The 24,740-nt window shown below is 55.3% G+C and carries 30 protein-coding genes and 3 pseudogenes; 13 read left to right on the top strand and 20 right to left on the bottom strand.

Annotated features, from left to right (window positions below):
• Window positions 1–53: 53 nt before the first annotated feature.
• From AC1ROI_RS15600 to AC1ROI_RS15590, 3 genes are all read left to right on the top strand, one after another.
• On the top strand, window positions 54–1,433 hold the full coding sequence (locus AC1ROI_RS15600; RefSeq protein WP_010462009.1) for a sodium:solute symporter family protein: 1,380 nt from the start codon (window positions 54–56) through the stop codon (window positions 1,431–1,433).
• Window positions 1,434–1,518: 85 nt separating this feature from the next.
• A complete protein-coding gene (locus AC1ROI_RS15595) occupies window positions 1,519–2,244 on the top strand; it encodes an MBL fold metallo-hydrolase (protein WP_102594250.1) in 726 nt (241 codons plus the stop codon).
• 52 nt (window positions 2,245–2,296) lie between these two features.
• Complete coding sequence (locus AC1ROI_RS15590) at window positions 2,297–2,548, top strand: HAD family hydrolase (protein WP_010462011.1); 252 nt, start codon at window positions 2,297–2,299, stop codon at window positions 2,546–2,548.
• 195 nt (window positions 2,549–2,743) lie between these two features.
• On the opposite strand, the gene AC1ROI_RS15585 is transcribed toward AC1ROI_RS15590, so the two are convergent.
• Both AC1ROI_RS15585 and ptrR read right to left on the bottom strand, forming a co-directional pair.
• Window positions 2,744–2,872 carry a PA1414 family protein gene (locus AC1ROI_RS15585; RefSeq protein WP_003184145.1) on the bottom strand — a complete coding sequence of 43 codons (129 nt, stop codon included), beginning with the start codon at window positions 2,870–2,872 and terminating at the stop codon, window positions 2,744–2,746.
• Window positions 2,873–3,011: 139 nt separating this feature from the next.
• Entirely contained in the window at window positions 3,012–3,905 is an 894-nt protein-coding gene (gene ptrR, locus AC1ROI_RS15580; protein ID WP_102594249.1) for a putrescine utilization regulator PtrR, read from the bottom strand.
• Window positions 3,906–4,008: 103 nt separating this feature from the next.
• On the opposite strand from ptrR, the gene AC1ROI_RS15575 reads away from it, so the two are divergent.
• Window positions 4,009–5,190 carry an MFS transporter gene (locus AC1ROI_RS15575; RefSeq protein ID WP_102594248.1) on the top strand — a complete coding sequence of 394 codons (1,182 nt, stop codon included), beginning with the start codon at window positions 4,009–4,011 and terminating at the stop codon, window positions 5,188–5,190.
• Here the strand turns inward: AC1ROI_RS15575 and AC1ROI_RS15570 are convergent.
• The 3 genes from AC1ROI_RS15570 to AC1ROI_RS15560 form a co-directional block, all read right to left on the bottom strand.
• Window positions 5,135–6,067 carry a DMT family transporter gene (locus tag AC1ROI_RS15570; protein WP_102594247.1) on the bottom strand — a complete coding sequence of 311 codons (933 nt, stop codon included), beginning with the start codon at window positions 6,065–6,067 and terminating at the stop codon, window positions 5,135–5,137. The genes AC1ROI_RS15575 and AC1ROI_RS15570 overlap by 56 nt on opposite strands.
• A 184-nt stretch (window positions 6,068–6,251) precedes the next feature.
• Window positions 6,252–6,644: a DUF2177 family protein gene (locus tag AC1ROI_RS15565; RefSeq protein ID WP_010462023.1), complete on the bottom strand. Its 393-nt coding sequence runs from the start codon at window positions 6,642–6,644 to the stop codon at window positions 6,252–6,254.
• Between the two features lie 43 nt (window positions 6,645–6,687).
• Window positions 6,688–7,524 (bottom strand): CvfB family protein, encoded by an 837-nt coding sequence (locus AC1ROI_RS15560; protein ID WP_102594246.1) that lies wholly within the window; start codon window positions 7,522–7,524, stop codon window positions 6,688–6,690.
• Window positions 7,525–7,876: 352 nt separating this feature from the next.
• Here AC1ROI_RS15560 and AC1ROI_RS15555 point away from each other — a divergent pair, with 352 nt between their 5' ends.
• The 3 genes from AC1ROI_RS15555 (at window position 7,877) to AC1ROI_RS15545 (ending at window position 9,949) form a co-directional block, all read left to right on the top strand.
• Window positions 7,877–8,065, top strand: coding sequence for a PFL_1563 family small protein (locus AC1ROI_RS15555; RefSeq protein ID WP_017337097.1), 189 nt, complete (start codon window positions 7,877–7,879; stop codon window positions 8,063–8,065).
• A gap of 220 nt (window positions 8,066–8,285) precedes the next feature.
• Window positions 8,286–9,002 (top strand): TorF family putative porin, encoded by a 717-nt coding sequence (locus AC1ROI_RS15550; protein WP_010462029.1) that lies wholly within the window; start codon window positions 8,286–8,288, stop codon window positions 9,000–9,002.
• Window positions 9,003–9,079: 77 nt separating this feature from the next.
• The gene (locus AC1ROI_RS15545; protein WP_077749139.1) at window positions 9,080–9,949 is read left to right on the top strand and encodes a DUF6279 family lipoprotein; all 870 of its coding nucleotides are present in this window, start codon (window positions 9,080–9,082) and stop codon (window positions 9,947–9,949) included.
• A 125-nt stretch (window positions 9,950–10,074) separates the two neighbouring features.
• Here the strand turns inward: AC1ROI_RS15545 and AC1ROI_RS15540 are convergent, their stop codons facing one another.
• Entirely contained in the window at window positions 10,075–10,464 is a 390-nt protein-coding gene (locus AC1ROI_RS15540) for a transcriptional regulator (RefSeq protein WP_102594245.1), read from the bottom strand.
• 176 nt (window positions 10,465–10,640) lie between these two features.
• On the opposite strand from AC1ROI_RS15540, the gene AC1ROI_RS15535 reads away from it, so the two are divergent.
• Window positions 10,641–11,375: a DUF899 domain-containing protein gene (locus AC1ROI_RS15535; protein ID WP_102594244.1), complete on the top strand. Its 735-nt coding sequence runs from the start codon at window positions 10,641–10,643 to the stop codon at window positions 11,373–11,375.
• 4 nt (window positions 11,376–11,379) lie between these two features.
• Here AC1ROI_RS15535 and AC1ROI_RS15530 read toward each other — a convergent pair whose 3' ends face one another.
• The 8 genes and pseudogenes from AC1ROI_RS15530 to AC1ROI_RS15495 all read right to left on the bottom strand — a co-directional run bounded on the left by AC1ROI_RS15530 (window position 11,380) and on the right by AC1ROI_RS15495 (window position 15,282).
• Window positions 11,380–11,709: a hypothetical protein gene (locus AC1ROI_RS15530; RefSeq protein WP_077749142.1), complete on the bottom strand. Its 330-nt coding sequence runs from the start codon at window positions 11,707–11,709 to the stop codon at window positions 11,380–11,382.
• 110 nt (window positions 11,710–11,819) lie between these two features.
• On the bottom strand, window positions 11,820–11,948 hold the full coding sequence (locus AC1ROI_RS15525; protein WP_256577996.1) for a hypothetical protein: 129 nt from the start codon (window positions 11,946–11,948) through the stop codon (window positions 11,820–11,822).
• A 107-nt stretch (window positions 11,949–12,055) separates the two neighbouring features.
• Window positions 12,056–12,613, bottom strand: coding sequence for a hypothetical protein (locus AC1ROI_RS15520; RefSeq protein ID WP_102594243.1), 558 nt, complete (start codon window positions 12,611–12,613; stop codon window positions 12,056–12,058).
• 362 nt (window positions 12,614–12,975) lie between these two features.
• Entirely contained in the window at window positions 12,976–13,212 is a 237-nt protein-coding gene (locus AC1ROI_RS15515; protein ID WP_102594242.1) for a hypothetical protein, read from the bottom strand.
• A gap of 87 nt (window positions 13,213–13,299) precedes the next feature.
• Window positions 13,300–13,872 (bottom strand): annotated as a pseudogene (locus AC1ROI_RS15510) (hypothetical protein); the annotation flags it as partial.
• Between the two features lie 316 nt (window positions 13,873–14,188).
• The gene (locus AC1ROI_RS15505) at window positions 14,189–14,476 is read right to left on the bottom strand and encodes a barstar family protein (RefSeq protein ID WP_102594259.1); all 288 of its coding nucleotides are present in this window, start codon (window positions 14,474–14,476) and stop codon (window positions 14,189–14,191) included.
• A 10-nt stretch (window positions 14,477–14,486) separates the two neighbouring features.
• A complete protein-coding gene (locus AC1ROI_RS15500; RefSeq protein WP_102594240.1) occupies window positions 14,487–14,849 on the bottom strand; it encodes a ribonuclease domain-containing protein in 363 nt (120 codons plus the stop codon).
• A gap of 79 nt (window positions 14,850–14,928) precedes the next feature.
• A complete protein-coding gene (locus tag AC1ROI_RS15495) occupies window positions 14,929–15,282 on the bottom strand; it encodes a DUF596 domain-containing protein (RefSeq protein WP_102594239.1) in 354 nt (117 codons plus the stop codon).
• 423 nt (window positions 15,283–15,705) lie between these two features.
• On the opposite strand from AC1ROI_RS15495, the pseudogene AC1ROI_RS15490 reads away from it, so the two are divergent.
• Window positions 15,706–16,168, top strand: a pseudogene (locus AC1ROI_RS15490) (IS3 family transposase); the annotation flags it as partial.
• Between the two features lie 266 nt (window positions 16,169–16,434).
• Here AC1ROI_RS15490 and AC1ROI_RS15485 read toward each other — a convergent pair.
• The 5 genes and pseudogenes from AC1ROI_RS15485 to AC1ROI_RS15465 all read right to left on the bottom strand — a co-directional run.
• Entirely contained in the window at window positions 16,435–16,785 is a 351-nt protein-coding gene (locus AC1ROI_RS15485; protein ID WP_102594238.1) for a hypothetical protein, read from the bottom strand.
• A gap of 230 nt (window positions 16,786–17,015) precedes the next feature.
• Window positions 17,016–17,396: a hypothetical protein gene (locus AC1ROI_RS15480; protein ID WP_146012945.1), complete on the bottom strand. Its 381-nt coding sequence runs from the start codon at window positions 17,394–17,396 to the stop codon at window positions 17,016–17,018.
• Between the two features lie 400 nt (window positions 17,397–17,796).
• Entirely contained in the window at window positions 17,797–18,105 is a 309-nt protein-coding gene (locus AC1ROI_RS15475; protein WP_102594237.1) for a hypothetical protein, read from the bottom strand.
• Window positions 18,106–18,316: 211 nt separating this feature from the next.
• Window positions 18,317–18,559, bottom strand: a complete 243-nt coding sequence (locus AC1ROI_RS15470) for a hypothetical protein (protein ID WP_102594236.1) — start codon at window positions 18,557–18,559, stop codon at window positions 18,317–18,319.
• 309 nt (window positions 18,560–18,868) lie between these two features.
• Window positions 18,869–19,720 (bottom strand): annotated as a pseudogene (locus AC1ROI_RS15465) (ShlB/FhaC/HecB family hemolysin secretion/activation protein); the annotation flags it as partial.
• A 201-nt stretch (window positions 19,721–19,921) separates the two neighbouring features.
• On the opposite strand from AC1ROI_RS15465, the gene AC1ROI_RS15460 reads away from it, so the two are divergent.
• The 3 genes from AC1ROI_RS15460 to AC1ROI_RS15450 all read left to right on the top strand — a co-directional run bounded on the left by AC1ROI_RS15460 (window position 19,922) and on the right by AC1ROI_RS15450 (window position 21,653).
• Window positions 19,922–20,197 (top strand): hypothetical protein, encoded by a 276-nt coding sequence (locus AC1ROI_RS15460; protein ID WP_010462036.1) that lies wholly within the window; start codon window positions 19,922–19,924, stop codon window positions 20,195–20,197.
• Between the two features lie 259 nt (window positions 20,198–20,456).
• Complete coding sequence (locus AC1ROI_RS15455) at window positions 20,457–21,041, top strand: papain-like cysteine protease family protein (RefSeq protein ID WP_010462038.1); 585 nt, start codon at window positions 20,457–20,459, stop codon at window positions 21,039–21,041.
• Between the two features lie 12 nt (window positions 21,042–21,053).
• On the top strand, window positions 21,054–21,653 hold the full coding sequence (locus tag AC1ROI_RS15450) for a hypothetical protein (protein ID WP_010462039.1): 600 nt from the start codon (window positions 21,054–21,056) through the stop codon (window positions 21,651–21,653).
• Window positions 21,654–21,884: 231 nt separating this feature from the next.
• On the opposite strand, the gene AC1ROI_RS15445 is transcribed toward AC1ROI_RS15450, so the two are convergent.
• Window positions 21,885–23,231, bottom strand: a complete 1,347-nt coding sequence (locus AC1ROI_RS15445; RefSeq protein WP_008153197.1) for a DEAD/DEAH box helicase — start codon at window positions 23,229–23,231, stop codon at window positions 21,885–21,887.
• Between the two features lie 193 nt (window positions 23,232–23,424).
• Between AC1ROI_RS15445 and AC1ROI_RS15440 the strand changes: the two genes are divergently transcribed.
• Window positions 23,425–24,723 (top strand): mechanosensitive ion channel family protein, encoded by a 1,299-nt coding sequence (locus AC1ROI_RS15440; RefSeq protein WP_102594235.1) that lies wholly within the window; start codon window positions 23,425–23,427, stop codon window positions 24,721–24,723.
• The last annotated feature ends 17 nt before the right edge of the window (window positions 24,724–24,740 follow it).

Below are 24,740 nucleotides of genomic sequence, written 5' to 3'. Positions count from 1 at the left end.
TGCCACATTGATTTTCGCCTCACCATAAAAAAGACAATCGGAGACACGCCATCATGGCTTTGGATTTATTCGTCGTACTCATCTACGCCGCCGCGATGCTGATACTTGGCTACTTCGGCATGCGCAAGGCCAAGACCAACGAAGACTACTTGGTCGCCGGTCGCAACCTCGGCCCGAGCCTGTACATGGGCACCATGGCCGCCACCGTTCTGGGCGGCGCGTCCACCGTGGGCACCGTGCGCCTGGGCTACGTTCATGGCATCTCCGGTTTCTGGCTCTGTGCTGCACTGGGTTGCGGGATCGTCGCGCTGAACCTGTTCCTCGCCAAACCGCTGCTGAAGCTGAAGGTTTTCACCGTCACTCAAGTGCTGGAAAAGCGCTATAACCCAATGGCTCGTACCGCAAGCGCGAGCATCATGCTGGCCTATGCGCTGATGATCGGCGTGACCTCGATCCTGGCAATCGGCACCGTGTTGCAAGTGCTGTTCGGCCTTCCGTTCTGGATGTCGGTAATTCTCGGCGGTGGCGTGGTGGTGATCTACTCGGCCATCGGCGGAATGTGGTCGCTGACCCTGACCGACATCGTCCAGTTCGGTATCCAGACCGTAGGCCTGATGTTCCTGCTGCTGCCAATCTGCTTGTACCGAGTGGGTGGCTGGGATCAACTGGTTGCACAATTGCCGGCTGCCAGCTTCAGCTTCACCAGCATTGGCTGGGACACCATCATCACCTACTTCATGATTTACTTCTTCGGCATCCTGATAGGCCAGGATATCTGGCAACGGGTGTTCACCGCACGAAGCGAGAAAGTTGCGAAGTATGCCGGTACCACCGCGGGCATCTACTGCATCATCTACGGCCTGGTCTGTGCATTGATCGGCATGGCCGCTCACGTACTGATCCCGGATCTGGACAACGTCAATAACGCTTTTGCCGCTATCGTCAAAGTCTCGCTGCCGGACGGCATCCGTGGCTTGGTGATCGCGGCTGCCCTGGCAGCAATGATGTCCACCGCCAGCGCCGGCCTGCTCGCCGCATCCACCACCCTGACCGAAGACCTGCTGCCGAAACTGCGCGGCGGCAAACCGTCGAGCCTGGGCATCAATCGCCTGTTCACCCTGCTGACCGGTATCGCCGTGCTGGGTATCGCGCTGGTGGTAAACGATGTGATCAGTGCCTTGACCCTGGCTTACAACCTGTTGGTGGGCGGCATGCTGATTCCGCTGATGGGCGCGATCTTCTGGAAACGCGCAACCACCGCCGGCGCTATCGCCAGCATGGGCATGGGCTTTGCCACTGCGCTGCTGTTCATGTTCAAGGACGGTATGGACGCCAACACTCCGATCTACTACAGCCTCGGCGTGGGCCTGGTGAGCTTCGTGGTGGTCAGCTTGCTGTCCCCTCGTCCGGCAACGATGGCCAGCGCCGCCTAAGCTGAACCTAACGACTTGATGCTTTCTTCGACGGGTGTGGCGTCGGTTGCCACACCCGTTTTTTTTCGTCTGGAGAAAACCTTTGATGAAGATTGTTTCGCGCGATCAGTGGTTCGAGGTCAAACAGCTGAGTGACGGCATTCGGCTGATTCACGAGCCTTACATCCGGCCCTTCTATCGCTGCAACCTCTGGCACATTCAGGGCCGCGACAAGGACTTGCTGCTGGACAGCGGTTCCGGATTGGTGAGCCTGCGCGAGCAGCTGCCGTGGATCACCGAGCGGCCGCTGGTGGCGGTGGCCAGTCATTGCCATTTCGACCACATTGCCGGTCATCACGAATTTCCCGAGCGCCTGGTGCATCCGGCCGAGGCCGACATCCTGGCGGCACCCGACGGCGAAAACGATTTGAGCCGGGCGTTTGTCGGCGACGAGATGTTCGAGGCGCACCCGGACTGCCCGTTGTGCTACGCCGAATATCGCGTCGAAGCCGCGCCGGCCACGGGGATAATTGAAGAAGGCGACGTGCTGGATCTGGGCAATCGCGTGCTGCAGGTGCTGCATACGCCGGGGCATTCACCGGGCGGCATCAGCCTGTACGAAGCGGCAACCGAGACGCTGTTCAGCGGCGACATCATCTACGACGGCCCGCTGATCGAAGACGCCTACCACTCCAATCTCGACGACTACGCTCGCAGCCTGCAGCGCTTGCGCGCGTTGCCGATCCGTACGGTGCACGGCGGGCATTTCGGGAGTTTTTCCGGGGAGCATTTGCGCACGATGATTGACGAGTGGCAGCGCTCACACACCTGAAGCCTGCTGTACTCAAGCTCAGGAACAACAATAACGCCCTCGAAGAACCACCATGAAAAGAGCTGCCGTTCGTGCCGCCGTGCATCGTTTCATCAGCCGCCTGCTGGAGGGTCAGGATGACTTCGACGACAACGCCAGCCTGGCGCAGTTGGGATTGGATAAACAGGATATCGAAGAGCTGATCTTCCATCTGGAGGATGAGCTGGGGTTGACGGCGTTTACGGCGGAAGAAGACCGTATGCTCAAGGATGCCAGGACGGCGAATGATTTGAGTCGGTTTTTGGTGGAGATTGGACGGCATTGAGTCCGAATGCCAAACGCACGCTCGTGGTGAACTGTGGCGAGGGAGCTTGCTCCCGTTCGGCTGCGCAGCAGTCGCCAATCCTGTCCGAGTATTCCCTGACAACTCTGAGGCTACCAAGGGGCGCTACGCGCCCCAGCGGGAGCAAGCTCCCTCGCCACAGAGGATTTGCCAGGTTTGAGCCAGTGCGGGTCAGACTTACCGACGGCGCGGCTGGCGTCGACGCTGTTCGTCGTCGGTGCGAATAGGAACAGGTTGCAGAGGCGGTTCGATCAAACCGAGTGCAACACCCAGATCGTGCAGCCAGTTTTGAATTTTCTCTTTCATGGTGCCCCCTTCAGGGTAGTGCCGAGCGGCTGAAATTCTGTAGCCCCTTCGCACTGATAATAGTCTGAAGTCCTACGCAATGCTCGGCCAAATCCGCAATGATCTGTTACTGAATTGATCAAAATACCTGACCGATAGTTCAAGCAATCGCCGAAGCCTGCATCGGCGCCGATGGATAGACCGCTTGTTGCTGTTCAATCCACGCGTTCAGGTTGGCCCCGACCATGCCTTTGCGCCACATCAACCAGGTCGTCGCGTGGGCAAACGGCTCCGCCAGCGGGTGCACCCCCACGCTTTCACGGCCCGGCAGGCTTGCCAGCATCGACTCCGACATCAGCGCCACGCCCGAGCCAGCAATCACACACGCCAGCATGCCCGGGTAAGACTCGATCTCCATCGCCCGGCCCATGGCCGCGTGGTCATGGGCAAACCAGGCTTCAAGACGCATGCGGTAGGAGCAGCCCTGACGAAAGGTAAACACCGAGCGCCCTTCCACGTCCATGGCGCTGCGGACCGGCGGGTGATCGGCCTCGCTGATCAGCACCAGCCGCTCGTCGCATAATGGCACACCGTCCAGACCGGCCAGCTCCAGCGGGCCATCCACCAAGGCCGCATCGAGACGACCGGTGAGCAAACCCTCAAGCAATTCACCGCTGGGCCCGGACTGCACTTGCAGGTTCACCGCCGGATACGTGCGGTGATAACGCGCCAGTAGTCCCGGCAAATGAATCGCCGCCGTGCTGTACATGGTGCCCAACACGAAGTCCCCGGCCGGTTGCCCGCCCTGCACTGCTGCCTGGGCTTCGTCGCGCAAGCTGAAGAGTTTGGCGGTGTAGTCCAGCAGGACTTTTCCCGCAGGTGACAGTTGCAAACGCTGACGCTCGCGGACGAAAAGCTCTACACCGAGCTGCTCTTCAAGTTGCTTGAGTCGCGTTGACAGGTTAGACGGCACCCGGTGCAACCGTTCGGCAGCACGGGTGATCGACCCCTCCTGCGCCACGGCCTGGAAAATCCGCAATTGGCTGAACTCCACGATATTCTCCAAATCAGAACAAGTTACTCACTATTATTCATTTTTAAAGAAAGTCAATCAGTCCTAGCCTGACGGTCATTGAGCCTTTACCGGAATTCAGACCATGTCTCCCTTGATTCGCTTACTCGCCAGTTTTATCGCCCTGATGATGGCCATGGGGATCGGGCGTTTCGCCCTCACACCGCAAATGCCGCACTTGCTCAGCGAAGGTCAGATCGACCTGACTGCCGCCGGTCTGATTGCGGCCGCCAACTACCTCGGCTACTTCGTCGGTGCCGTGGATGCCATGTTCTCTCGCCGTCCCGAACAGGTCCGTCGGCGACTGCTCGGTGGGTTGTGGCTGTGTGTGCTGCTGACACTGGCGTCGTTCTGGGCCAACGGGTTCTGGTCGCACCTGGTGCTGCGATTCGGTACCGGCGTGGCCAGCGCCTGGGTGCTGGTGATGATCACGGCGTTGAGCCAGCCACTGGCAGCGGCAGCCGGCCGCCCACGACTGGGCGCCCAGGTATTTGCCGGACCTGGTTTGGGGATTTTTCTCACAGGAATGTTGGCGTTGGGCTCGCACCTGCTGGGGCAGACGTCTGCAACCCTGTGGCTGGTGTATGCCGGTGTCGCATTGGCAATGCTGCTGGGGATTCTGCCGTTTTTGCCGCAATCGACCGCGACTGCGGTTGCCGCACCGAGCACAGCCACTTCGAACCAGCGAGGCATTGGCCGCCTAGGTGTGATCTACGGGTTGTACGGCTTGGGCTACATCATCCCCGCCACGTTCCTTTCGCAAATGGCCAGCGCACAGTTCCATGGCCAATGGCAGGCCGACCTGTTCTGGCCGTGCTTCGGCCTGGCGTCGGCCATCGGAGTGGTGCTGGTCAGTCTGCGTCGACAAACCCCGAATGGCACCCGCCACTGGCTGATGGTGACGTTGTGGCTGCAAGCCGCTGGTGTCTTTGCCTGCCTGTTGGGCAGCGGGCCGGGCTTGGCGCTGGGGGTGATTCTTTGCGGCACGCCGTTCCTGGCCTGCATGCAATTGGTGATGCAACGCTCCCGGGAACTGGCGCCCCACGCTACTCAACGCAACGCCGGGATGCTAACGGCCTGCTTTGCGGTGGGTCAACTCGCCGGGCCGTTGCTGGCGGCGCTGAGCAGCCATTTCAGCGGCGGTTTGCAGCCAGCGCTGGTGGTTGCCGGCAGCGGCTTGCTTGTCGCTGGCGGCCTGCTGTTGCGTCCGGTCACTGCTGCCCCAGGGCTTTGCGCAAACGACGGCGCACCCACTGCTCAGCGCTGACAAACGTGATGCCCAACAACACCAGCACGGCACCGATGACGAAGTTCAGGCTCAACTCTTCACCCAGCAACACCACGCCGAATGTGACACCGAACAGCGGCGTCATGAACGAAAACACCGCCAGGTTCGCCGCCAGATAACGGCGCAACAGCCAGAACCACGTCAGGTAGCTGAAGAACGACACGACCAATCCCTGGAACAGCACGCTGGCCACCGCGACGGTGGTCAGGCTGACATGGGTTACCTGGCCGCTGAGGATCGCGATCAGCAGCAGCCCAACGAAACCGACGATCAGTTGGTAAAACAGGGTCAGCGTGACCGGGGCTTCCGACAGTCGCGAGGCACGCACCACCACCGTGGTCGCGCCCCAGGAAGCCCCGGCCAGTACGCCCAACGCATCGCCCATCAACATGCGGTGGTCGAGGTTGTCCCAGGACACGCCGCCAGCAAACGCGATGGCGATCCCGACGAAGGCGAGGAAAATCCCCAGCCATTGCACCGGCCTCAGACGTTCGCTCGGCAGCAGCCAGTGCACGCCCAACGCGGTAAAAATCGGCGCGGTGTAAAGGAACACCGACATATGCGCTGCCGTGGTCAGTTGCAAACCTTCGGAAATGAAAAAGAACTCCAGACCAAACAGCGCACCGGCCAACAAGCCGCCACGCCACGTGCTGCCGACCTGATCCCAGCCACCCTTCCAGCAGATCAACAGTCCTACAAGCAACGCGGAAATACCCGACCGCCCCGCCGCTTGCATGACCGGAGCGATGTCGGGCGCCGCCCATTTGATCATCACCTGCTGCACGCCCCAGATCAGGCACAACCCGACCATCACTTGCAGGGCAAACCCATCGGCGCTACGCCGGCTGGCGCTCACCGGAACACCTCGACAACAACAAACATGGCAGTGACTCGACAGTAAAAACAAAGCCCCGGCCTGCTTGCTGAACAAACGGTGTCGGGGCGAAAAGTTATGCTGTCGATTATTAACCAAACGGCCAGAAAATGCCGCCTGGACGGGACGTTTAAATTCCCGATTGCGTCATTGCAGGCAACGAGGATCACTGCACTTTTCGCGCAACCCAATACCCGACCGTGCAGGCAATGCAGGTGGCCAACGTGCCCCAGGCCATGTCCATCAACGCCAACTGCGCCGACCATCCGTTCAAGGTTGCCCAGTTACTCAGGTCATACGTGCCGTAAGCCACCAGACCCAATAGCGCGCCCAGCGCCGAAGCTCGTCGCCAGGTCTTCGCCGGCAACACCACGAACACCACGCAACCCAAGACATAAAGAAGATAGAACACCGCTGCCGGGGCCAGCAGCGGTTGGTCGAGCATCAGCGGACCGAGCAGCGCCCGATAAGTCGGCGCCATCAGCACGCCCAGCCATAGGCCGTCGAGCACGAGAAACGCGAGCAAGGTGCCCGCGTAGGCAAACAGCCCTTTTTTCATAACCCGCCCCTCTGTAATCGTTCTATATGGGGCCGGAGCGAGGTCAGCTTAGTTCAATGCGATCCGCATGAATGACGATCTGGCCATTTTTGTACAGCGCACCGATAGCCTTCTTGAAGTTGCCTTTGCTCACACCAAACAGGCTGGTGATCACGGTCGGGTCGCTCTTGTCGCTGACCGGCAGGGTGCCGTTGTTTTCACGTAACTTGGCGAGGATCTTCGAGTTGAGGCTGGTGGCGGCTTCTTCGCCCACCGGTTGCAGGCTCAGGCTGATCTTGCCGTCGGTACGGACTTCTTTGATAAAGCCCTTCTCTTCCTTGCCGGCGCGCATGAACTTGAAGATTTCGTTCTTGTGAATCAGGCCCCAGTGCTTGTTGTTGATGATTGCCTTGAAGCCCATGTCGGTCGCTTCGGCCACCAGCAAATCAACTTCCTGGCCAGGCGTGTAGCTGGCGGGGGTCTTGTCGAGGTAGCGGTCCAGGCGCGCCGTCGCGGTGATGCGGCGGGTGTGCTTGTCGAGGTAGACGTGCACCACGACATATTCACCGGCGGTCATCTGACGTTTTTCTTCGGAGTACGGCAGCAGCAAATCCTTCGGCAGGCCCCAATCCAGGAAAACACCGATGCTGTTGACTTCAACGACTTTCAAACTGGCGAATTCACCGACCTGAACTTTCGGCTTTTCGGTAGTTGCGATGAGTTTGTCATCGCTGTCCAGATAAACAAAAACGTTGAGCCAATCTTCATCTTCGCTGGGAATATCTTTGGGAATATAACGATTAGGCAGGAGGATTTCGCCATCCGCGCCACCGTCAAGATATAAACCGAAGTTAGTGTGTTTAACCACTTGCAAACTGTTGTAGCGCCCGACTAAAGCCATTTCCAATACCCTCATTGCGTGGGCGGCATTCTACCCGTTTTTCCGTGCGGCGTTCCCGTGGCCAGCCCGGTGACACCAGAAATTCTTCTGAAGGCCTTAATTTTCCTGGGTTTTGCCTTGGGTATTTGGCCGCTCGTCAGGCCGAACGGGCGATCGTCACCCTCGCCCGCGGATCTAAAACCTGTGTTTTTCTACCGTCGTTCTTATTTAAAACAGCAGCTTAGGAACGTATTTCGAATAATAGCTTGTGATTAATGACGCCCCTGCAATGTGTATTTTGAGGGGATATTAGCCAAGCAATTGTCAAGTATTTCCTGTACGATGCCTGGCCAAGTTAATTTTCTACAGGTTAATGGCCGCCATGCGTGTAAAAGCATCCAACAGCAAAGCAAAGCCAGCTCCAGCCGTTGAAACCAGCGAATCGATCAACAACCAGATCGCTGCGTTCCTCAAGTCCGGCGGCGAGATCCAGCAAATTGCCAAAGGCGTGAGCGGCCAGACGTTCGGCCCGTCCAAGCAGATCACTTTGGGCAAGAAGTAACACTCCCCCAAAGATCCGCCGCGTCACCTGGTCCGTAAGCGCTTTGAGCTTCGAAGCGCTTGGACTGGAACCTCCCCGCAACACCCCGCCAAACACATCAATATTTCAAAAATCGACGAACGGCCTTCAATGCCGAGCATTCGCCGGTATGCTTGCACACGTCTAGATCAAGCGTTTCAGTAGGTTTTTGTTCCTGCTCCTCGCGGTCATGGAGTGACGCATGCTCAAACCCTCCCACTTATTGCTCGGCACCCTGCTGTCGTGTTCGGTCGCCAACGCGCAAATCTTCCAGCGTGAATTGGGCGATTTCGATCTCAAACTCGGCACCACCCCCAGCCGCAGCATGGCCCAAGGGCTGGTCAAGCCCGCCAGCACCGGTTCGTTCCACGGTGGTCTCGACCTGAGCCATGACAGTGGCTTTTACGCGGGGCAATGGGCGCCGAGCATGGGTTTATCCCCTGGGGCCAACCTTGAAGTCGACTCCTACCTGGGCTTTAAACAGCCTTTCGATAATACCCTCGGGTACGAAGTCGGCATGATCCATTACAGCTACCCGAAAGTGGACACCCTCGACAGCCAGGAGTTTTTCGGCGGCCTGACCTTTCTCGGCAGCCGTTTCGGCGCAGCCTTCAGCAACGACCCGGACAAACAGAACAGCACCGTCTTCGCCGACCTGGGCGGCAATCAGCCGTTCGGCATCGGGATCAGCATGAAATACACCACCCACCAACTCAACACGCCAGCGTCCGTCGACGGCGGCTATATCGGCAGTTTTACCGATTGGTCGGTGCAACTTTCCCGGCCGTTCATGGGTGTCGACCTCAACCTGATCTACAGCGACTCAAGCCTCAGCGGCAGCGACTGTTCCGCCTACTCCGGGCACAACAGCCAGTGCGACGGGTTGGTCACCCTCAAGGCCGAGCGCCCCTTCTATTGATCGGCTGAACTGCCGGGCCCATTCTGCGTTCACATAAGAATCCATTAAAGAAGCCAGATCTTCGCAAGGATTCGCCCATGTCGCGCTGGTTAAAGTATCTCGCCCTCATCATCACGCTCAGCCTGGCCCTTGGCGCCTGTAGCCGCGTGGGCCTGGCCTATCGCAACCTCGACGTGATCATTCCGTGGACGCTCAGCGATTACCTGGACATGAACGGCGAACAAAAAGGCTGGTTCAACGAGCGCCTCAAGGAACACCTGAGCTGGCACTGCACCACGCAACTGCCGGGCTACCTTGACTGGCTGGACCGCTTGCAGGCGATGGTCGAGACCAACCAGGTCACCGACGACGCGCTGCAAACCCGCACTCAGGAAGCCAAGGACGCCATCGCACAGACCGCCCGGGAAATCACCCCTTCGGCCATCGAATTGTTACAGGGGCTGGATGACAAGCAAGTCGCTGAAATGAACGACGCCTTCGCCAAGGATCAGCGCAAGCGCCAAGACGATTACGTCAAACCGACGCTCGATCAGCAGATCAAGGAACGTAGCGAGCGCATGCAAAAACGCCTGAATGACTGGCTGGGCCCGCTCAGCCCGACTCAGAGACAACGGGTGGAGACATGGTCGAACGCCTTGGGTGACCAGAACACGCAATGGATCGCCAACCGAGCGCATTGGCAGAAGCAATTCAGTGCGGCCGTTGCGCAGCGTCAGAGTCCGGAATTCCCACAGAGAATCGAGACGCTTCTGGTGAATCGTGAGAGTTTATGGACGCCGGCGTACCGTCAGGCCTATGCCAACACTGAAGCGCAAGCACGAGGATTGTTTGTGGATTTGATGGCCGAGAGTACGCCGCCTCAACGTCAGCGGCTGTTGAAAAAGATTGGAGGGGTGCGCAAGGACTTCAACGATTTGAAATGCCTGAAAGCCGCGCAACAAGGCTAAGCCCAACACAGGTCAAAATGTGGGAGTGAGCCTGCTCGCGATGATGGAGTGTCAGTCGACATCGTCGTTGTCTGATACTCCATCATCGCGAGCAGGCTCACTCCCACATTGGTTTCAGGTGGTCTTCAGGCAATCTGCGCCTTCGACGCCACCTCATCAAACGTCAGCGCATCCAGCGCATCTTCCTGCTCATCCAACACCTGCCGCGGATGGTCATTACCCGGAATGCTGCTGTCGATCAGGCTCAACAAGCTCGAGCCACGCGGCGTCAAAATGTAATTGGAGCCGGTGCCGCCCTGCTCTTCGGGTCGAGACTCGATATAGCCGCGCTCCAGCAGTAATTTTTCATACTCGCCGGCCACCGCTTTCAGGTGATCCAGATTTTCAGTCGCTTCGCCTTCCGACGCTTTCTCCGCCGCATGCTGCTCGGCGTACGGGCGCGGCGTGAAACTGGCCTCACCGCGTTGCACTTCGTGCAGCAAGCGTTCAATCAAATCCCAGTTGTAAGTGGTCATCCTGATTCAACCTCCAAAGCCTGTGAGAGAGGGCCTTCTTAAGTTGTGACCGGCACCGCGCGCAGCCGTTCAGCCGAGTTTTTTGCGGCTGCCGACCGACGGCATGTCGAATTGGACGCAGGTCAAACGACTAGGCTCTGTAAGTCACCTCCCAGCCTTGCGAAGGAGAAAACCTGATGAACGTTCAGAATCATCCCGTCGTGTCCCGCGATGAATGGCTCGCCGCACGCAAACAACACCTGGCCCACGAAAAAGCCTTCACAAAGGAGCGGGACAAACTTAGCGCCGAACGCCGCGCCCTGCCCTGGGTGAAAATCGACAAGGACTACCACTTCCAGGGCCCGAACGGCGAACTGAAACTCGCCGACCTGTTTGGCGGCCGCAGCCAACTGGTCATCTACCACTTCATGTTCGCCGCTGGATGGGACGAAGGTTGCCCCGGCTGCTCGTTCCTGTCCGACCACATCGACGGCGCCAACCAGCATCTGGCCCATCATGACGTGGCAGTGGTCGCGGTTTCTCACGCACCGTTCGCCGAATTCCAGGCTTTCAAACGGCGCATGGGCTGGAAGTTTGATTGGGTGTCGTCAGAAGGCTGCGATTTCAACTACGACTTTGGCGTCTCTGCCCGGGCCGAAGATGTCGCTGCCGGCAGAGCCACCTACAACTACGAAAAATCCGACGGCGCCGAGGAAGAACTCCCGGGGCTCAGCGTGTTCTATCGCAATGAAGCGGGCGAAATTTTTCATACCTACTCCACTTATGCTCGTGGCCTAGACATGTTGGTAGGGGCCTATAACTATCTCGACCTGACGCCGAAGGGCCGTAATGAAGAGGAAATCATGGAGTGGGTGCAGCACCACGACAAATACGACGACAAGACGTCATCCAGCTGCTGCCACGGGGGATAGTGCGCTAGAACACATAACAACTTTCAGGCCGCGATGTCTCGAACCGCCACGACCGGATCACACCATCGGCCGTGGTGTACACCGAGTAACTGCAATCGAATAGCCAGTTGAAGTAGTAACGATTGCCATCGCCCTCGACCACTCGTTCATAGCGGTGTTCGTGATTGTTTGGGGACCACAGCATGAGCTGACAGCGAGCATCGCAAGGTTTGTTTTCGAGATCGGGCATCGGCTGCCCGACCAGGCTGTTGGCGCTGTCGATCCATGCTGAACGAGAAGGTCCGCAAGCTGATAGCGACAGGAAAAGTACCATCAACACTACTTTTGGAAGCATGTTCGATCCTTGGGCACAGGAAAAAGGGGAGGAAGGCTAAGCATCCACGAAATCCCGGTCGATCCACCACTGCGCCGCTGAACTTTTGCCGTACTTCGGCCCTCAACCGGTTAACCCGTCTTAACCCGGACTGAGGCGTGGGTCAGGGCCGCGACTTGTTCGGAGGTCAGGCTGACGCGGAGCGACAGGTTGAGTTCCTGTTTGCTGGCGACCGCGTTGTTCATCAGGTACTTGAACATGCTCTCGTCGGAGGTCTAACGAGTGCGCGAGAGCTGGTCGGCGGTTGCGGGCTGAATGAAAACCTTTTGGGTCGCCCGTTTTATGTAGCGAGCAATAGATATCCTTTTCACACAGCCGGTGCACTCATCACGGGAACACGCTGCTGAGGCAGGGTCACATCGTAAACATGCTGTTCACAGCCCTGCCCGACAAACTGGAACTCCACCAAATAGACCTTACTTCGCTCTGGCGTAAAAGTGTTCTTCAGCGGGCCGCAACTATAAATGCCGCCGGCGCCCCTGCCATTCGAATATCCCGACACCTCAAAAGGCTTGTCGGCATCAGCCTGTACTTCCAACTGCGGGAAGCGTTTAACCGTGGCGCTATTGGCTACTTCGTTAAGTTTGGCGATCCAGCCGAACACCTTGCCCTGGCCGGAATCCACCACGGTCCCTAGCACTTCCATTCTCTGGTCAGTGTCGGCTGCACGGCGGACCGAAAACTCGACTGGAAATGTGTTGCCCGACGCTTTCATGATGACCTTGGCGTGCTGCGCATCGACAGCTACCGTGTTTTGGTGCAACTGGATTCCGTCCTTCAACAGACTGGGGGACGAGTCTCTGACGTTGGAATGGCAGCCTGACAATGTGGAAATCAGGGTCAGCAGCAATGCGGTTTTGTTCACGTAGAATGTCCTTTTATTTCCATTAAATATCGAGTGTGAGCATACAAGATTCCAATATGCGTCCATTTTGGTGCTTATCACTCTTCATCCAAAAAATCCCCTGACGGAGCATATTCATCATTTTCTAATATTGAGCAACAACCCAATCCACCCATTTTATTGCATGCCCGAACAAGTAAATCGCTCCGCCTTACCGCTACAAATAGCCTGCCTACTTCAACATCGCTAACAGCTCAGCGTTTAGTGATTCGTCACTTATTCCTTCAGTTTTTTCTGCCCCCCGCCAATGCCAGATAAGGCGCAGGGCCAAGCTATCCAACTCGACAAACTGAAAAGAACGTCCATTTTTTGTTTCCAAATCCTCAGGAAGTCCATTGCGTTTTATCAGGGAAGCTTCCATTTTTCCAAAGGCGGGCCAACTTCATACCCGCTCTTTTCGACCATACCCCATTAACATCCAGAGGACATTCTCTCAACACGCGAATAGCTTCACCATTTTTCTCTAGCTGTATCAACCCAACTTCCAAATTCCGGCCGAACGTGCACACAACATACTCTTCAGTTTCTGCGACCTTATCCATCTCTATATAAAATGCCATACAACCCTTCTCAGTTACCTAATGGACTTGGGTATCTAATCTGGGGACAAAAGGGGACAGATTTATTTTCTGGTCTGCTCATCGGGTGCCAGAAAAAATAAATCCGTCCCCTTTTCTCACTCTGCCGGCGCGAACCAACATTTCACCGTTGGAAGTGATACGGCCCGAATTGCCGAGTTGTCCACCAACTTTGACCGTCGAGTAGGTACCACTGGCGATACTGCCAGCGGCACCAATGTTCAGTTGCGCTGCTGTCAGAGAAAGACCACCCAGACTCGACATCCGCCCGTTGCCGCTGTAACTGCCGCCCAACTGCATATCCACGACACCATCGCTGGCGATCAGGCCATCGTTGGTCCAGTTACCGCCACGCGCTTGCAAGTAGTCAGAAGCCAGCAGCTGACCGCTGGCGGTCTGACTGAAATTACCGACATTAACGTTCAAGCACCCGGCCTGGATGACGCTGGAGTTGGTCCAGCTATCGGCATTCAGATCCAGCGTGCCGCCGGTGATGATGCTGCCCCCAGCACCAATGACGTTGGCGGTGGAGATATCAAACCGGCCAAGACCGACGTGATTGAGTTGACCACCGGCATTCAGAAAGCTGCCAACGGCCAAGTTCAGGTCGGTGTTGGCGGTCTCGAGCACGCCATTACGACTAAAGGGGACAGATTTATTTTCCGGTCACACAGCTGTCTAGTCCTGAAACGGGTGTAAACCTATTTCAGGAAGGGACAAAATAGACAAATAGACAAATAGACAAATAGATCTGTCCTCTTTTCTATTTCATTTTTTGCTTTTAGCTCAACTGGTTAGCTGCTAAGTAAGTGCCATTCAGGACAGATTTATTTTCTGACTTCTTCATCGATAGCCGAACAAATAATTCCGTCCTCTTACGGTACAATGTCTACACCCCGCTGAGCTGGCTTAAGACCCCAGACTTCTGAAAGACTCGTTGTGAGATCTTTTGCACAAACTAATCAAGTTCGTACGTAAATTTATCCCTCCACCCGAAACCTTCATCCTGCTGCTTGACCCGTTCCAAGACTTCTACGATTTCCACAAAAGAAGTACCCAAATTCATCTTAGATACTTGAGCACTCCTCCACACCAAGACCACGGGTCTCTCCACGCCTGCACTGAGCAAGTCCCATAATGCGTCTCGATTGAAACCATAAAACTCCTGCACACCTAGTGCTGTCGCCAATTGCTGATGAAAGTCCATTTCACTCATTATTTTTTCACCACAAATTACAACATCCACGAACGCCACCTCACTTCCAACTCCCAATAGGTGCCACAGTCTTATAGTGATCAGTCGTTATGTATAGTAGGCCATCACTGGAATATAACAACCTTGTTCCTGGCTGATTACTACGGGACATAGTACTAGTAAGCCCAACATCCGCCTCAAACCATGTCCTACCTGCAGATGACGGGAGAATGTTCGTACTGTTAGCAAAAACGTCACCACCCAACTGCCCACTTGGAACACTGTTGTTCAGTGCTTTTCCGGGCTGCCATCCTTGTTGAGCAGCCTGTGCCTTAGTAACGTAATTACTCGGAAGCTGCCCCGTCGTTCGCAGACTGTCGACAATGCTATTTGCTGCCTCCGTTGTCTTGAGATCTAGCTTCAATCCAGCATAGCTGGCGGCATTATGCGCTGCATTGTCTACAGCCTCACCTGTAGCTTTTGCACCAACTAACCTAGATAAATTATGTCCATATCTCCTGGCCAGCGGAGGTGAACCATACTACTCCAACCGGAACGGTAGTTAAAAACCAAAATCCAAAACCATCAAGTTCATCTTCCTCAGGGTGAACAGGCCACGCGAGTGCAATGATACTAATTTGCTCATCAATACTACCAGAGAGATAATTTCCATCTGACGCCAGCTTTAAATGCCCTTCGAGCATTAGACGCCTCAGTAATTCGAAAAAAATTTCCGCTCTTTCTTCATCACTTATTTTCAAGTGCGAAATTTCCACACTTAAGTGCTGCCAAATCGATCCAATTGATAGGCCGAAGGAGCTACTTAGAATAGCTGAGTACAAAAAATCTATATTCATTTAAATTTAATCTCGATTCGTTTTCCAGCATTAATAGACGGATTTATTACGTCTATGGTCCAAGTTGCGCCTGACTGTTGAGTTGAGTTCGAGAAATTCCTCAACGTAATTTTGCTACCTGCGTTAGCTCCAGAAGTAATCGTTGCAGCATAAACATCCCCTTTCCCGGGAATCGACTTTACGACTGGCATATATTCAGTTCCTGTCAACTGTCTAAAATAGCTCATTACATCTGATGTCGTAGTGCCAGAATAAACAGGCGCACCAACACTGAGATAAGGGTCAGCTTGGAGCGTCTTTCCTCCTATACTCAATTGAAAATCCTTTGGTTGAAGACTTGAATTATTGTACTGGACTAAAGGGGACAGATTTATTTTCCGGTCACACAGCTGTCTAGTCCTGAAACGGGTGTAAACCTATTTCAGGACGGGACAGGCTTATCTGAGCCTTGTGACGGATGCTTTTTCGCGAAAGATCGTGGGCTATCACGTCCATGAAAGCCTTCATGCCGAGTCGGTAGCACACGCGCTGAGCTGGGCGGTAAAGCACCGTCGGACAGAGCAGCCGTTGGTGCACCACTCAGATAGAGGTATCCAATATTGCTCGGGGATGTACCAAGCGTTGCACGCGAAATACGGCATTCGATGTTCAATGACGGATGGCTATGACTGCTACCAAAATGCCTTGGCAGAGAGGGTCAACGGGATACTGAAGACAGAGCTTATGCTTCAGCGGCCGCAGGATTTGACGCAAGCGAAGAAGATGGTGAGTGAGTCGGTATCGATCTACAACGGCGAGCGACCGCACCTGTCTTTGAAATACAAAACGCCCGATGCGGTGCATCGGGCGTTAGGGTGAAACAGGTGTAAACCTATTTCAGGACTAGACACCTGCTCATCGGGTGCCAGAAAAATAAATCTGTCCCCTTTTCTAAGAAATAGAATTTTTTTTCGGTCTGCCCGGGCATCCCCGCCGAGCTCGTCGCCCAATCAAAGCTTCAATTTCGGCAGCAAATCGCGAACCGCCAAGTACAGATAGAAAATCGGAGAAAAACGGGGACAGACCACATTTAAATCGAAAGGAGCACTGCTCTTTCTTCAAGAAAAACGTGGACTACCCCTGTTTATCCCGCCTCCTTTTCTCTTCTAGCCCTTAATCCTCAAGAATGGACCAATCAATACAAAGATCTGGATAGACCCTTAAACGCAACGCCACCGTTGAACCGTTAAAACCTCCTTGCGCACAAAGAGCATTATCAGTACCCGTCGAAATCCATACTTCACTAATCCCTTCGGAAAGAAACTTTGTCACCACATTATCTTTAAACTTTAAAACGGTCTGAACCCATCCCTCAACGACGGAAAAAGAAAAAATCAACACGCCCTCTGAACCCACAGAGATTTCATAGGCGAAATGTCCTTTCTCTCCGTCAAAAAACGATGGTTCCGTACAAAAAAACTCAAACAACTCACTGGCGTCAGGATAGCTATTCAGATTACTCATTGTTTAGTCATGCCTTTCGGAATGGTAGTAATAAAACGTCTGGACCCATCAGGAAGCACTTCATAGGTTGAGAAAAACATCACCGCTTTATTACTCAAAAAAAGGGGACAGATTTATTTTCTGGCCTGCTCATCGGGTGCCAGAAAAATAAATCTGTCCCCTTTACTGTCCCCTTTACTTACGAGACCGGCTAATGGGCGTCCCCTTTTTCCTACACCCTAAGTCTTCACTTATGCAAAAGCAGTAACTCGCCCTTCTTTAAAGCTATACAACCCCTCTAGGACTCCAGAGAGACAGCCCAGATCAAAAAGAACTTCAGAAGAGAACGAAACAGGAAGAACCGAACGAACAACTTGCAATTCCGGAGAGTAATCAGACCAGTTCGGCTCGACCATTCCACTCCAGAAGCTAATACATCCGGCGCCCCCAACAAACACCACTGGCTTCAAATTTTCAACAGAAGAACTGTAGCTCCAGTAAATATAACCCGCATAGCTCGCACGCTCTTTAGTTTTAAACCACGCTCTGACGATTATTTGAAAACCGGCATCAATCGCTTCTTTGGAGTGCACAGGACGCACCGTTAGTTCATCCTTGACAGTTTCATCCATAGGAAAATACCAAACCCCATGCTTCTCAATATCCTGCGCAGTCAAATCGTATACTTGCTTATCGCACATAACTGACCTATTTAAGTAGATGCTTAAAAAAAAAGGGGACAAAAAAAGGGGAAAGATTTATTTTCTGGCCTGCTCATCGGGTGCCAGAAAAATAAACCTGTCCCCTTTTCTTAGGAGAAAAAACATTAAGTATTTGGTGACAAGTGCGACATCTATTACGATTTTACTTCCCCAGAAGTCGTCGCCAAAAACCCGCTGTGAAAAAACGCTATAGATTTATTTTCTGGCCATCGCATAGCCAAACAAATAAATCCACCCCCTCACACTCCCCTTTACTCCAGATCGCCAAAGTGCGACACAGAAAACGTGGTCTGCCCCCGTTTATCCCTGTTCAATACTCAAAATCGGTAGACACCTCAAAATTGCGGTCAAACTTCATAACAAAGCAACGCCATCTACCGCCCGTATGCTTACACATAAGCTCGTTCAACTTCGAAACTAACGCCGAAACCTCCACCTCACACGAATCGGACAAAAAATCCGAATGCCGGACTCCATCTTTACAATATGAAAAACTGGACTCAACCCAACCCTCATCTAAATCCAGCTCAGCTTTATAAACAATTTCTTCACAGGCTTTCGGCGCCTCGTCATAAATGAGAGCGGCCAAGGAATTTAAAATACCTAACTGTTCTTTCATTACATTATCCGCCCTTCTGGTTTAGAAAGCGCTTGGTTTTCGCTTCACCGTCAATTGTGTACTTTACAACAATTGAGTCAGGTCTGGCAGAGCCGGTATCAGAGCGCTGAAACTGCACATGGTTTCTCGGGGACAGACCACGTTTAAGTTGAAGGAGCACTACCCCACTTTCAAGAAACACGTGGTCTGCCCCCATTTATCTGCTGTATCTCTATTCGAACTCTTTATTTTTTAATTCAGCCATTAGAAAAACTTGGGCGCGGGCAGATAACTCATGCCATAGAGAAATGCTTAGCACCACATTTTTTTTGTTAGGGTAAAAGGTAAATTCAATGACTTCTTTCTCAGAAATCCCAATATCCATAAAAGGCTCTCTTTCGCCTTTAAAATAAACACACAAGTAAGGAAAAAAACTATTTATATCCCCTACTTTCTCAAATTCTAGCTGTTTCATCAGTTCTTGACTCCACGGAAGCCGATAAATTTTCCATCCATTCCCCAACTCGCCGCCCTGCCGTTTGGCAATGTGTAGGTCACCCAACCAGCTGGATACCTCCCACTTACACCAGTGATTTTGACCCCGCCTCGTAGAACATCTCTAATCGAATTTTCTGCAAGTTCATTCAATTGAGCATCACTCCTGTAAACCTTGCGCAGTGCTGCCGTATCCTCAAAGCCAAAATACTCCGGATGCTTTGTAACCGCCCGGCCGGCGTTGGAAATAACCTGACCTGCCTTGAATGGCTGCATCGTGGCATTTATCGTTGTAATTGAGCAGCGCGTTGTTGGAGGTGTGCTGGTGATCGGTCATCGCATCGTGACCGCCGCGCAGATTCAACTGGTCCGCCAACCCCAGCGGACTGTCCCAATCAAACGTGGTGCCCCACTGCTGCTCACCAGTGCTGCGCTGGCCGTCGTTGCTGCGGGACAACCCGGCACGCCACGGCTTCTGTGGAGTGTTCTTGACCAGCACTTCGCTGCCGCCGACGTTCTTGCCCGGCGCCAATTCCATCTGCGCCTGATTCGATGGCAAACGGTTGAGCTGATCGACCAGTTGCTCGATTTCTCGCAGATTGACCAGCTCGCCGGACTTGCCGGGAAAAGCCATGCCCAGTTCGCGGTCCGACAGCTTACTGCCGTCGGCACCTTTCAACCCTTCGAGCCTGCCTTCGACCACCAACACCTTCAGATGCCCGCCGGACAAATCCTGCTGCGGCAAGTAGGCGCGGCTGGTGACCAGGCCTTTCTCGATGTAGTAGTCGGTGATGACTTTCAGCAGTTCGTTGAGCTGCGTGACGCCCAGGCATTGGCCGATGTAAGGCTTGAGCAGGCGATTTTTATCGCTGTCCGAAAGACTGTCGGCGCCTTTGAGCTCTATGTCCTTGATCGGAAAGCAACGGGTATCGGCGGGCGCCGTCGGGGCGGCGGGTTTGACTTCTTTGCCGGGTAATTCCTTGAGCTCTTCGAGACGCCGACGCTGCTCTTCGAGCAGGCGGTCCTGGCGTTCACGGATGAGGTCGGTTTCCCCGGGAGTCGGGGCGGCATGAGCAAGATTCAACGGAGAAAGGCACAGCAAAGCCAGGCACAACCTCGCCACGAGGGCGGGTGGGTACATGTTCGATCCCTCGAAATGGAGACTGATAGCACAATAGTGGCGCGATACTAGAGTGCCATCATTCTGACGTCAATTCTTGGATCCAGAGGAGATAAAAAGTCGACGAACGGTAATGTCTACCCGACTAAAGGATGATGAGTGAACTTTCATAGCCCAACAGCCTCAACCGTTTAACCGCCCGAAACGGAACCGAGGCTCACAATGAAAACCCTGCTGAAACTCACCCTCGTCACCACTCTCGCCTGCGCCCTCCCTGCCTGGGCCTGCACCCCCGAAGAAGCTACCGCCAAGCGCGAACAACTGGCCAAGGAAGTGACCAAACTCACCGAGCAGAACCCGGCCAAGGCCAAAGAGATCAACGCCGAGCTGCAAAAGATGGATTTGGGCACCGCCAGCGCGGATCTTCCCGACAAATGCCAGCTGATTGATCAGCGGCTGAAAGAGCTGAAGACGGCGGACAAAAAGGCCGAGAGCTGAAACCAGGGATTGGCGCCTTCGGTCACTCCTACGCAAAAATGACGCTTCTTCCGGCGCTGCCAAAGGCGCCGCCCTTTCGATCTGGAATTTGCACTAGTGCATTTAATTATTTGCACAGACGCATATATCTGCCTAAGGTTACCCCGAGCCCGGATCGGAGCCGGCCATCCAACATGGCAAACCGCATACGCCGATCGCTCAGCCACACCGCTACATACCCACTAGCTGGACGCTAGTTTTCACTCATGGAGGATTGAAAATGTTAACCACTGAAGCCACGTCATTCACCGGCGAAACCCTGCCAAGGTGCCTGACCGGTCATCTGCTCAACCCGCAACTGTCCGATGTCGAATCGGCTGCCCCCCTCAGCGCACTGGCTGCTGCCAGCCTCAACTTCACAATGCAGAAGCAAACCCAGACCAACTGGTGCTGGGCGGCGGTTTCCGCCTCGGTCGGCAACTATTACGGCACCGGGTCCTGGACCCAATGCGGCGTGGCCACCACTGCGCTGGACCGCAACTGCTGTAATCAACCGGGGCCGTGCAACGTGTATGGTTATCTGGATACAGCCCTGAGAATCACCCGCAGTTTCAACGGCATGAATCAGGGTTCGCTGCAGATGTCGGCCATCCAGAATCAGATCAACATGGGCCGACCGATCGGTTTGCGCTGTGCCTGGTTCGGTGGCGGTGCGCACTTCCTGACGATCTATGGCACCAACGGCAACTACGTGCTGGTCGCAGACTCGATCTACGGCTACTCGACCCGAGCGTTGAACTCCTTCCCCGGTTCTTACAACGGCGGCGGCAACTGGACCAACACTTACTTCACCGTTAAAAACTAGGAGGGCGACATCATGCAACTGACTTATCCAAAGGCGCCTTCCAACGGCGTGCAGACATTGCGTCCGGCGCTTCAAGCCGCCCTGCAAACCCAAGGCTTCGGCGTCAATCGCCAGTTTGCCAGCGCCACGCCCGGCAACATCAGCCTGAGCGAGGCCTACCGTGGTTACTCGCTCAGCCTGGAGGACGTGAGCCAGGGCAAAGGCCTGAAAGACGCTAAAGTCGGCGATTGGCATTACCTGGTGTTTTCCAATGGCGTGACGATTGCCGATGCGCAATTGGCCGACGTCCGCGGCCATGTCGAGTTCGCGTCGCTGAATCATGGGGCCATCGCCGCTGCGACGGTCGGGGCGTTGAAACTGGCGGAACAGTCGCCGCAACTGCAGGGTAAAACCGTTGAGCTGCGGGTGCTGTTTGTTTCGGCGCTGCACTTGGTGGCGATCTGGCTGCATGCCGACACTGAAGACGTGCTGATCCCGATTGAGCCGACGCCAAAGGAACTGGCGGTCACACGGTTGTACGGCGAGGCCGAGCTGCTCACGCTACTCAAACCGAAGGCTGATCAAGCCAAACAACGCTTTGATGCGGACACCAGTGGGCTGTTGGGGAGCTGACAAACGCTGGAGATAAAAAAACCCGGACACTTGTCCGGGTTTTTATTGGATCGCTACGGCTAAAACCAGTCAGTCAGAAGCAACACGGATCCTGTGGCGAGGGAGCTTGCTCCCGCTGGACTGCGCAGCAGTCCCTTCTTTTCAGGGCCGCTTCGCGCCTCAGCGGGAGCAAGCTCCCTCGCCACAAGGTTTTGTGTTCGCCATACCTACCCTAACTGACCTGACAACGCCTTATTCAGCAGCCGGTGCTTCCGGCTTGCGGCGCTTGAGCGGCGCCATGCCGTCCTTGCTGACCAGCGACAGGGCGTCGGTCTTCGGGCGGTTGGCGATCTTGCGCTTGGTCGGGGCCTTGGCGCCGGTTTTCTTCTTGTCGCCCTTGGCGTCGACCTTTTTCTTCTTCACGCCAACGGCTTTGCCCGAGGCTTTGACCTTTTTCGGTCCGCCGTAGGTGCCTTTGACTTCCTTGATGGTGCGGCGCTCGAAGCTCTGCTTGAGGTAGCGCTCGACGCTCGACATCAGGTTCCAGTCGCCGTGGCAGATCAGCGAGATGGCCAGGCCATCGTTGCCGGCGCGGCCGGTACGACCGATGCGGTGAACGTATTCGTCGCCGCTGCGCGGCATGTCGAAGTTGATCACCAGGTCCAGGCCTTCCACGTCGAGACCGCGAGCGGCGACGTCGGTGGCGACGAGGATTTTCACGCCGCCCTGCTTCAGGCGGTCGATGGCCAGCTTGCGGTCTTTCTGGTCTTTGTCACCGTGCAGCACGAACGCTTTGTATTCCTGCGCCACCAGGCGGCCGTAGATACGGTCGGCCATGGCCCGGGTGTTGGTGAACACGATAGCCTTCTGATAGGTCTCGTTGGCCAACAGCCAGTTGACGATCTGTTCTTTGTGCTGGTTGTGGTCAGCGGTGATGATCTGCTGACGGGTGGTCGCGTTCAGATCGCTGACGTTGTTCAGCTGCAAGTGTTCCGGGTTGTTCAGGACCTTGGCGACCATCTCGCGCAGGCCCGAACCGCCGGTGGTGGCCGAGAACAGCATGGTCTGCTGACGGTTGGTGCATTCTTCCACCAGACGCTGCACGTCTTCGGCAAAGCCCATGTCGAGCATGCGGTCGGCTTCGTCGAGGACCAGCACTTCAACTTCTTTCAAGTCGAGGTTGCCGGCGTTCAGTTGCTCGATCATCCGGCCCGGCGTACCGATCAGGATGTCCGGCACTTTGCGCAGCATGGCGGCCTGGACCTTGAAGTCTTCACCACCGGTGATCAAACCGGACTTGATGAACGTGAACTGCGCAAAGCGCTCGACTTCCTTGATGGTCTGCTGGGCCAGCTCGCGGGTCGGCAACAGGATCAGGGTCTTGATGCTGACGCGGACTTTGGCCGGGCCGATCAGACGGTTGAGGATCGGCAAAACGAATGCAGCGGTCTTGCCGCTACCGGTTTGCGCTGTCACCCGCAGGTCACGCCCTTGGAGCGCCAGCGGAATAGCCGCTGCTTGCACAGGCGTTGGCTCGACAAATTTAAGCTCGGCCACGGCTTTGAGCAGGCGTTCGTGCAGGGCGAATTGGGAAAACACGGGTGCTACCTCGAAGAAATACAAAAAAACAGCTGCATAGGGTAACGGTTTCGAGCGCCGAGGCCGAGTTTCTTTATGCAAACGGCGGTAAACAGTGGCTTTTTTGTTGCCTGATTTGTCTCAAAACGTCATGCAAAGCGTCTTAGATGCTCTAATCGCCCCGTCGCGTCCTACAGAAGAACCGTTTTTACCCATGGATATCAAACAGCTCTGGCTCAACGCCCAAGACCTCTGGGGTGCCCTCGATCAGCACCCGCTCCTGCATTCCAGCCTGGCACTGATCCTGCTGCTGGTGGTGGCGCTGGTCCTCGGACGAGTGGCGCGCTACCTCATTATTCATGCGACCAAAATGCTCGGCCGGCAACCGGCCTTGCACTGGGTCAACGACTTTCGGCATAACAAGGTCTTTCATCGCCTGGCACAGATGACGCCGTCGCTGGTGATCCAGTTCGGCCTGCACCTGGTGCCGGGGCTGAGCAAGACCAGCCTGATATTCCTCGGTAACGTCGCGCTGGCGTTCACCATTCTGTTCCTGATGCTGTCGGTCAGCGCCCTGCTCAGTGCCCTGCTGGACATCTACGCGCGCACCGAACATGCCCGTACCCGGTCGATCAAAGGCTACGTGCAACTGACGAAAATGGTCCTGTACGTGTTTGGCGCGATCATCATCGTCGCCACGCTGATCGACCGTTCGCCCCTGTTGCTGCTGTCCGGCCTGGGCGCCATGTCGGCAGTGATTCTGTTGGTCTACAAGGACACGCTGCTGTCGTTCGTCGCCAGCGTGCAACTGACCAGCAACGACATGCTGCGGGTCGGCGACTGGATCGAAATGCCGCAAGTCGGTGCCGACGGTGACGTGGTGGATATCACGCTGCACACGGTGAAAGTGCAGAATTTCGACAAGACCATCGTTTCGATACCGACCTGGCGCCTGATGTCCGAGTCGTTCAAGAACTGGCGCGGCATGCAGCAGTCCGGCGGACGACGGATCAAGCGCAGCCTGTTCATCGATGCCAGCGGCGTGCGATTCATCCGTGATGACGAAGAGTTGAAGCTGAGCCAGGTGCATCTGCTGACCGACTACATCGGCCGCAAACAGGCGGAGCTCAAGGCCTGGAACGAGGCGCAGGGCAACGTCGCGGCGATGTCGGCCAACCGTCGGCGGATGACCAACATCGGGACGTTCCGCGCCTATGCGCTGGCCTATCTGAAGAGTCATCCGGAGGTTCAGCCGAGCATGACCTGCATGGTCCGCCAGATGCAAACCACCGCGCAGGGTATTCCGCTGGAAATCTACTGTTTCACCCGCACTACAGCGTGGGCGGATTACGAGCGGATTCAGGGGGATATTTTCGATTACCTGCTGGCGGTGCTGCCGGAGTTCGGATTGAGCCTGTATCAGCAGCCGAGTGGCGGGGACTTGCGGAGCGGGTTACTTCCGGCGGTTTTAGGCGCGGGCCATATACCCGAGCCCGAAAAACACATCATGTAGCCCACCGAACTGATCGC

The organism is Pseudomonas sp. GW823-FHT02C02 (assembly GCF_058797635.1).
Note: the sequence above shows the minus strand (reverse complement) of the source record. Positions and strands in the feature narration are given on the sequence as shown.